This is a genomic window from Falsiroseomonas oryzae, from assembly GCF_027856955.1.
GTDB lineage: Bacteria > Pseudomonadota > Alphaproteobacteria > Acetobacterales > Acetobacteraceae > Falsiroseomonas > Falsiroseomonas oryzae.
The window spans coordinates 1-8,719 of the sequence record NZ_JAPSMD010000221.1; the positions used below are offsets into that span (position 1 = coordinate 1).

The 8,719-nt window shown below is 72.2% G+C and carries 8 protein-coding genes; all 8 read right to left on the reverse strand.

Annotation, left to right across the window (positions count from 1 at the left end):
• Window positions 1–1,086: thiamine pyrophosphate-binding protein (locus tag OZN99_RS19055; protein WP_270936850.1), on the reverse strand; the 1,086-nt coding region annotated here is incomplete at its 3' end.
• A 5-nt stretch (window positions 1,087–1,091) separates the two neighbouring features.
• Entirely contained in the window at window positions 1,092–2,093 is a 1,002-nt protein-coding gene (locus OZN99_RS19060; protein WP_270936851.1) for an NAD-dependent epimerase/dehydratase family protein, read from the reverse strand.
• Window positions 2,094–2,334: 241 nt separating this feature from the next.
• Window positions 2,335–4,608, reverse strand: coding sequence for an oxidoreductase (locus OZN99_RS19065; RefSeq protein ID WP_270936852.1), 2,274 nt, complete (start codon window positions 4,606–4,608; stop codon window positions 2,335–2,337).
• Window positions 4,609–4,702: 94 nt separating this feature from the next.
• Complete coding sequence (locus OZN99_RS19070; RefSeq protein WP_270936853.1) at window positions 4,703–5,101, reverse strand: hypothetical protein; 399 nt, start codon at window positions 5,099–5,101, stop codon at window positions 4,703–4,705.
• Between the two features lie 228 nt (window positions 5,102–5,329).
• Window positions 5,330–6,166, reverse strand: a complete 837-nt coding sequence (locus OZN99_RS19075) for a Bug family tripartite tricarboxylate transporter substrate binding protein (protein WP_270936857.1) — start codon at window positions 6,164–6,166, stop codon at window positions 5,330–5,332.
• Between the two features lie 166 nt (window positions 6,167–6,332).
• Window positions 6,333–7,610: a vanadium-dependent haloperoxidase gene (locus tag OZN99_RS19080; RefSeq protein ID WP_270936854.1), complete on the reverse strand. Its 1,278-nt coding sequence runs from the start codon at window positions 7,608–7,610 to the stop codon at window positions 6,333–6,335.
• A 237-nt stretch (window positions 7,611–7,847) separates the two neighbouring features.
• Window positions 7,848–8,354, reverse strand: a complete 507-nt coding sequence (locus tag OZN99_RS19085) for a class I SAM-dependent methyltransferase (RefSeq protein WP_270936855.1) — start codon at window positions 8,352–8,354, stop codon at window positions 7,848–7,850.
• Window positions 8,355–8,443: 89 nt separating this feature from the next.
• Window positions 8,444–8,719: hypothetical protein (locus OZN99_RS19090; protein WP_270936856.1), on the reverse strand; the 276-nt coding region annotated here is incomplete at its 5' end.

An 8,719-nucleotide genomic window follows, 5' to 3' on the forward strand; every position in this document is an offset into this window, starting at 1 on the left:
CCCGGGCACGCCGTGCCGGCCGTCCAGCGCGTCCCACGCGGCCTGCACCGTGCGGTGGCCGGCGGCGATGGCGCTGCGCATCCCGGCATCCGCGGCGCGCGGCGCGAGACGCGGCAGCAGGGCCGCCACCAGGCTCCGGGCATCGGCGCAGACCGCAAGCTCCGCCGCATAGTTGCGCCCGAACACCGCAGGGTCGATGTCCACATGCAGGAGCGGTCGCGGGGGATCGAGCCCGTAGCTGCCGGTGCCGACCTCGGCGAAGCGGCAGCCGATGGCAAGCGTCGCGTCGCAGTCCCGGGCGATGCCGCGCGCGAAATCCGGGGCGGCGGGTCCGAAGCCGCACCACAGCCAGAGGGGATGGCTCTCGGGGAAGACTCCCTTGCCCTGGATCGTGGTGGCGACCGGCGCCTGCAGCAGCTCGGCCAGGCGGACGAGGTCCGCTCCTGCAGCGGCAGCACCGGCGCCGAGATAGAGAAGCGGCCGCTTCGCCGCCGCGAGCCTCGCCGTCAGGTCTGCCACTGTGGCGTCGTCCGGTGTGGGCAGGGGCGCCGGTTCCGGCATGTCGCGCATCACCGGGTGGCGGAAGATGAAGAGGTTGGCCGGGATCTCCACCGCCACGGGCCCGCAGGGCGGCGTGCGCGCCAGCCGGCAGGCCGCGCGCACCGCCTGGTAGAGCCCGGCGCCCTCGGTCACGCGGTACTGGCCCTTGGTCACCGGGCGCACGATCTCGAGCTGCGGCACGTCGTGCAGCTGGAAGGCCTTGCCGATGTCGGATCGGACGCCGCTCGCCAGAACCAGCAGCGGCACGCCGTCCATGAACGCCTCCGCGATGCCGGAGAGCGCGTGGGTCAGGCCGGCCCCCGGCACCAGGTTCAGACACCCCAGCCGGCCCGAGGCGCGCGAGACGCCATCCGCCATGAAGGCGCCGGCCTGCTCGTCCGTGACGAGGATGGCGCGCACCCGGCTCGACCGTTCGAGCGCGTCATAGAGCTCGAGGTTCTGCGCGCCCGGTATGCCGAAGGTGAAGGGAACGCCCTCATCCTCGAGTGCCGCGACGACGAGCTCCGCGCCGGTCATCATGCTCATCGCGTTTACCCTCCCCCGGGTCGCAGCGATTGCAGCAGGCCCTGGTCGCGCAGCCAGAAGCAGGCATCCTCAAGCATCTCGCCCAGCGGCACCGGATCGTAGCCGAGCTCGCGGTGCGCCCGGTCCGAGGTGATGCGCGGATCGTTCGCCATCAGCGCCACGCCGTCGGGCGTCAGGTCGGGCTCCTGCCCGGTGATCGCCGCGCGCAGCACCTTGGCGCGCGCCATCAGCATCAGCAGCCAGGTGGGGATGGTGCGCGTCGGCACCGGCCGGCCCAGCAGCTCCGCCACCCGGCCGATGATCTCGGCGAAGCTCGCCTCGACGCCCGGCAGCAGGTAGTTGCAGCCGGGCCGGCCGCGCTCGGCGGCGGCGATGTGGGCCGCCGCCACGGCGGCGCCATGGCAGAAGGAGCCGCGCAGGCGTGGCACGCCGGGCAGCGTGCCGGTGTCCACCATGCGGATGATGCGGCCCCAGTTGCGCGTGTCGTAGCGCCCGATCATGTGGCCGGGATTGAGGATGACCACGTCCAGCCCATTGCGACCGGCGGCGCGCAGCTCCTCCTCCGCCAGGTATTTCGTGCGCACATAGCCGATCCCGGACGCGCCGCCGCGCTGGTCCGACGCCTCCGAGATCTCGGCTCGGCCGAGGCCGTAGGTGTTCCAGGTGGAGGTGGCGACGAGGCGCCTTGCGCCGGCGATCAGCGCGGCTCGCGCCACGTTGCGGGTGCCTTCGACATTGACCTGCACCTGCTCCGCATTCCGCCGCCGCCAGACGGAGGTGGAGGCAGCCAGGTGGAACAGCGTGTCCAGCCTGGGCCGGATGGCGGCGGAGAGGCTGCCGGCATCGGTGATGCTGGCGGTCACCACCTGGACCGGAAAGCGGCCGAGCAGCGCGGTGTCGGTTCCTGGCTGCACCAGCGCGTCCACCTGCCAGTCGGCGGCGCAGAGCTGCTCGACGAGGTTGAGGCCAAGGAAGCCGTTGGCACCGGTGACGAGGGCTCTGGGCATGTCTGTCAGCCGGCTCCCGCCGCGCGGTGTCGCGTCGTTGCCGCAAGGCCGGGCGCGGCCGGCGCCTGTGGCATGCGGATCGGCAGGTTGCCCGGTGTCGCGCGCATCGGCTGCGAAGCCTTTCGCCTCATTCCGGGGACAAATATGCGGCCTTCTATATTTACAGTCTTTGACAGACATCAAGCGCGCCGCCCAGGGCACAATCCGGCGGCCCACCTCGCGTTCAGAACGCCGCCCGATATCAGAGCGCCGAGGCGACCGCGTAGGCGGCCTTGGTGGCGTCGAAGATGCGACCGACCCGGAAGCAGTCCCCGATGCCGAGCACCTCCTCCGCCGCCTGCTGCTCGAGGCAGGCACGCTGCAGGGCGCCGTCGGGCGTCAGCCCGGTGGCGAACACCACCATCTCCGCCGCCACGAAGGTCGGGCTCTCGGCCAGCACGGAACGGCGCGCGAAGGGATTGTGGAGGTTGCGCGGCAGGACGGGGCGCCAGACGGCCTCTGGCTCGGGCACGATGCCGGAGGTGTTGACCATCGCCTCGATGCCGTCCGGCCGCAGCGCGGTGATGCGCGCGGCCGGCAGCAGCCGCGTGCCTTGCCGCGCAAGGGTGCGCAGCAGGTAGCCGCGGTTGGCAGTGCAGCTTGCGGTCATGAAGGTGTCGGCCTGCTCGACGATGGTCACCGCCTTGCCGTGCTCGAAGGCGAGCATGTGCGCCGTCTCGCAGCCCACCTCGCCGCCGCCAACCACGACGATGCGGTGCGCGCCGGCGACGCGACGCGGGTCGAGCAGCACCTCCACCGCCAAGGCCGTCGGCAGGGGCGCGTCGCGAGCGAGCGGCGACAGGAGCGGCTTCGATCCCGTGCAGCAGAGGATCGCGTCGAACCCTTCGGCCTTGAGGCTCTCGGCCGAGGCGGCGGTGGCGGGGCGGAAGGTCAGGCCGTCCTCGCGCATCGCCTCGGCCAGGCGGTGCCCGAGATGCACGAGGTAGTTGGCCACGTCGAACTTGATCGCCGGCGCCGATCCGGCGCGCAGCCAGCCGCCGATCCGCGCCTCGGCCTCGAACAGCGTCACCGCATGGCCCCGCGCCGCGGCCAGGCAGGCGGCCGTGACGCCGGCGGGCCCCGCGCCAACCACGGCGATCCGGCGCGGGCGTCGCGCCCGGGTCGGCTCTGCGGGATACGTCGCTTCGAAGCCGGTGCGCGGATTGACGCTGCACTGGATATGCCCGCCGCGGACGATCTCGTTGAGGCAGCCCTCATGATCCCCGATGCAGGGAATGATGGCCCGGACCTTCCCCGCGCGGGCCTTGCGGGGCCAGTCCGGATCGGCGAGCAGCGGTCGGGCGAGCAGCACCGCATCGCACATGCCGTCGCGCAGCGCCGCTTCGGCGATGTCGGGGTAGCCGAGCTTGCCGATGGCGGCGACCGGCACCGGCGCCCCGTTCGCGGCGGTGATGCCGTGCGCCGCGAAGTGGTCTTTCACGCAGCGCGCGACGCGCAGGAACGCGCCGGGCGGCATCGGGCCCGGCGGATGCGGCAGCCACCAGGTTTCATAGCAGCCGAGATCCACGTCGATCATGTCCACGCCGGCCGCGACCAGGCGGCCTAGATACGCCAGGGTCTGCGCGACCGATCGCTCGGCGCGGAAGCGCCGCAGTCCGGGCTCGGACTCCAGCCGCTCGCCGAAGGCCGCGCGCAGCGCCAGCGACAGGTCGATGCGGTACATGATCGGGAAGCCTGGCCCGCAGCGCCGCCGGATCTCGGCCACCAGGTCCAGCCCCAGCCGCTCGGGGTCGGCATGGCGGCCGAAGCGACGACGATTGAAGGCGGGGTTCGCGAACTGCTCGAGCAGGTAGCCCTCATGGCCGTGCAGCTGCACGCCGTCGATGCCGGCCGCCATCGCGTCGGCCGCTGCCTGCCCCGTGTCGCGCAGGATGCGCGCAATCTCCATGCCGAGCAGCGGTCGGCACGGCACCTGGGGCAGGTAGAAGTTGGGATTCCAGGACGCCGAGACAGGCAGCTTCCAGCGCTGCGTCACGCATTCCGGCGACCCCACGCGGCCGAGCCCGGGGGTAAGCTGGATGAAGAAGCGCGATCCATGCGCATGCACCGCCTCCGCCAGGTCGCGCCAGCCGGCGAGCACGGCGCGCGAGCCGTCGATCCGCGGAAACCAGGCGAAGCCGCCGGGCTGGATCACCGAAGGATCGATGGCGGGCGAGGTCGGAACGAGGCCGGAGATGAGCAGCCCCGCCCCGCCGCGTGCCCGCGCCTCGAAGTAGGCGATCATCCGCTCGCTCGGTCGGCCCGACGGGTCTGCCATCGACAGGTTGCCCATCGGACCCATGATGACCCGGTTCGCCAGCGTCAGCCGGTTCACCGTCAGCGGCGCGAAGAGATGGTCGTACGGATGGAGGCTGCCGTCCATCATCCAGTCGGCAGCGGAGGCCTGGGCCCCGCGCGGCCAGGTGTCGAACCACGCGAGAAGCTCGGAGACCAGGGTGTCCGATGGCGTGGTCACGTCACCGGATCCGGCGCCGTGGCGCGCGCGAGGGTACCGGCACGTCGGCCCGACAGGGCCTTGGCGCAGTTGCGATGACGCGCGTCATTCGGCGTCAGACATGCGCCTGAACGGGCTCGTCGTCGAATACCGGCGCCCACGCGCAATCCGCGGGGTAGGCGTGGGCGTCCGGCCCGGCGAGCACCACGCGGGCGCCACGCGCTCGGAAGACGGCGGCGAGCGCATACGCGAACAGGCTGTGCTGGGTGGGGGTGGCGAGGAAGGCGATGTCGAGATCCGCCGGGAGCAGATCCTCTGGCCGCCCGAGCCCATGCAAGGTGGCGTACTGGGTCTGGTGCCCGCGCGCCCGGGACCAGGCCGAGAGCGCCTGGGGCATGAAGCCGCAGTACTGCGGCTTGACGGTAAGCTCGATCCAGCAGCTCGGCCTGAGCCGGCTGTTCACCGCGGCCGTCGCCGCGATGAGTTCGAGAACCCCGATCCTCCCCTTCCGCATTCCTGTGCAAGTCCCGCGACGCATGTCTAGCGTCGCCAGACTGCACCTCCGCGGCCCTGCGACCCATGACCCAGATCAATCCACGGCGATGAGGTCTCCGCTACGGTCCACAGGCGTCCGCCGGCGACAGGGACCGCCCCGCGACGGCGTCCAGGCATGGCGCGACGCGCGCGAACACGGCGCGGATCGCCACCGGCACGAACAGGCGCGACGTCTCTGCCGCCTGCGTCATTCGCCCTGGATGCCGGCCGCGCGAAGCACGGCGCGCATGCTCGGACTCTCGGCCGCGATGACCTGCCGAAGCTCCTCGGGCGTTCGGCCGATGATCTGCACGCCGAGCAGGTGAAGCCGGCGACGCACCTCAACATCCTCCGTCGCGGCCTTCATGTCGGCGTTGATCCGCGCGATGACCGGTGCCGGCGTGCCCGTCGGCGCGTACAACCCGAACCAGGCAGTGGCCTGAAAGCCGCGCAGCCCCAGTTCGGCGATGGTGGGCACATCGGGCAGACCTGGGTAGCGCGCGGCGGAGGAGACGCCGAGCGCGCGCAAAGACCCGTCACGCACCCGCGGCAGGGCGAGGACGCTGCCCTGGAAGGACATGTTGGCGCGTCCGGCCTGCACATCGAGCACCTGTTGCGCGCTGTCGCTGTAGGGGACGCCGGTGAGTTGCAGGCCCGCCATCTGCGCCAGCATCTCACCGGCGAGATGCTGCGATGTGCCCATGCCCGCATGGGCGAAGGAGACGCTCCCAGGCCGGGCCCGCGCCGCGGCGATGATGTCGGCAAGGCTGCGATGCGGCGATTCACCCGACACCACGAGCAGCGTCGTGACGCTCCCGATCTGCATGATGGGGGCGAGGTCCCGCACCGGTTCGTCGGGCAGACGCGGGCCCATGCTGACGCGCACCACGACGGCGGCGTCTCCCGGCAGCACGAGGGTGTAGCCATCGGGCGCGGCGCGCACCACGCGCTCCACGCCGAGCGCGCCCGCGGCCCCCGGCGCGTTCTGCACGATGACCGGCGGACCCCAGCGCGCGCCCAGCGTCGGGACGGCGAGGCGCGCCATGACGTCCGGCGCCGATCCGGGGCCGAACGGGACGACGATGGTCACCGCCGGCTGTGCCAGGACAGCTGTGCGACGGCGCGGCGGGCGAGCGCGAGCGATCCACCCGCAGCCAGAAGAAGATGGCGGCGCTGCATGAGGGCGTTCCCTGCTGTGTCGACGCCGGTCATCACTGGCGCCCGAAATGCCGCGCCGCGACCCAGTCTGCCACGCGCCGGCCGATCTCCTCGCCGGCGACGGCCGAGAAGTGGAAGTGCATGCCGCCGGCGATGCGGGCCAACCGGTTCTCCAGATTGAAGGCTTCCGCGCTGGCGTGGCTGCGCGTCGTAGCGGTGACCGTGCTGTCCAGGCTGAAGGTCACGTCGGGCGTGCCGTGGAGGTGCCGCAGCGCATGGCCGAGCGCGCCCGAGGTGCAGGACTGGGCAGCCGGATATTCGGGATGGTTCGGCGTGGACAGCACCGGCGTCCAGCCGTGATCCGCGCCGGTTGCGTCGTTGCCGTCGTCGGCAGCGAGCGGAATGGCGGTCAGCGGGTGCCAGGTCGCGTCGTGGTACTTGGTCTCGAAGCAGACGCCGATCGCATCGGCGAAGGAGACATGGACCATCGCCATCAGCCGCGCCGCCTCCACCACGTCCGCCGTGCTGGCGGCGAGGCGGCCGATGTTGCGCGTGACGAAGCTGGGCGGCGGTTCGGTGTGGAAGCGCGCGATCTCAAGCTGCTCGGCGGTGCGCGTCGTGCTCGTCATGCCGCCCAGCGAGCGGACCTCGTTGAACGCAGCGGCATAGCCCGCGCTGTCCAGCGCCGGCGGCGGCGCCGGACGTACCGGGTCGAGGCCGTTCGGCACGAAAGGCCGCATCGCCGCGAAGTGGCGCAGCACCGGGTGCGGGTTGGCGGCGCGGAACCGGCCCGGCGCAGTGCCGGAGACATATGGCTGCAATGCCACGCTGAGCCCGTCATCGGCGCGTAGCCGGACGATGCCGGCAGCGACCTCGGTGCCGAGGGCAACGCCGCGCGTCTTCGCGGCACCGTCCGGGATCGCGGCGAGGCGCTGGTCGTAGGCAGGCTGGTAGATTTCGGCGCGGTTCGGGAACGGGGCGCGCAGCACGCCATGCGCTGCCGCGCCGATGGCCGCATCGACCGAAGCGCCGGTGGCCGGCGCGGTCGGCATGACCGCGAAGGGCCGGTAGCGGCCCTCGATGGCGACGACGGCGTCGTAGATCGCCAGGTACACGGCCGCCGGATCGTTCACGAAAGGCGCGCGCTGCTCCTCCGGCGTGGTGGCGGCCGACGTTTGCGCCACGATGGTGCGGTTGGCGACGTCGTTCCAGAAGGACACCACGTTGGGATGGTTCGCCGTGATGGTGACGGATCGCGCCGCGGCGGCGACAACGCCGAGGGCCGTGAGGGCCAGCGCGAGAGGGAAGGACAGCAGGCGTCGTGCGTTCATGCCGAACCCTCATTGATGGACTGATGCGCGGCGATCAGGTCGATCAGCGCGTCGCCAGGGCACCCCTCTCCCGTTGCCCGTCACACACGCGTCGTCGCGGCCATCATTCAGTCGCAGTCGTCGGAGGCCCCTTTGGCGCCTGGCGCAGGCCATCCCTGCCGTGCCTGCCGAACCCGGCGCCGACGATCATGATCTTCATGGCGCGGCGACCAGGCAGCGGAAGCGCGCGCCGACCCGTTAACTGCCGTCGGGCTGGCGGAACGGCGCGAGGGCGGTGCGGTGCGCGGCGACGAGCGACGAGGCCTCCATCCCCGCCGGCTCGCCCCAGGTCATGATGACGACCATCCCGCCGGGCTTCGCGACACGCACCGCCTCGCGCAGCGCCTGCTCGGCGTCACCGGCATACTGGAAGGCGTTGAAGCCGGTGACGAGGTCGAAGCTGTCGTCCTCCAAGGGCAGCGCCTCGATGTCGCCCCGGCGGAAGTCGCCGGCCGGCGTGCGTTCGCGCGCGATCTCCAGGAGCGCCTCGGCGGCATCGATCCCGCTGACGGCGGCGCCGCAGGTGGCCGACAGCGCGGCAGCCATGCCCGCGCTGCAGCGGACATCGAGGTGGCGCGTGCCCGGGCCCACGCCGGCATGGTCCAGGACTGCGCGGAAGGCGGCGGCGCACTGGCCTTCCTGCACCTCCGCCCAATCGCGTGCACGTGCACCCCAGAGGCGTCCGCTCGTGCCGGAAGTCTGCATGGCGGAGTCGGTCCCCACTGTCAGGGCAAGCCTCGCCACACGGCGGGGCCGGCCGGAACACGCCGCGCTAAGGGGACCTAGATCGCCGCCTATCGCAGCGCGTCGGCGTCATCGGGCGGCGCCAGCCCGGCGGCAACGCGCAGAAAGGTCTGGGCGCGGGCCTGGTAGTCGGGGTTGGTCGAGAGCCAACGCCCGGCCAGCCGCGCAGCGGCGAGGGCGGGCGCCGTCTCGTGCAGCCGCGCAAAGGTCGCGGAAGCCGCCGCCAGGTCGCCCGCGCCGACCTGCGCGATCGCCGCCAGCACCAGCGGCGGCGCGGCGTTCGCCATGCCGAGCAGCGCCGCCTGCGCCGAGGCCGTCGCCCCCAC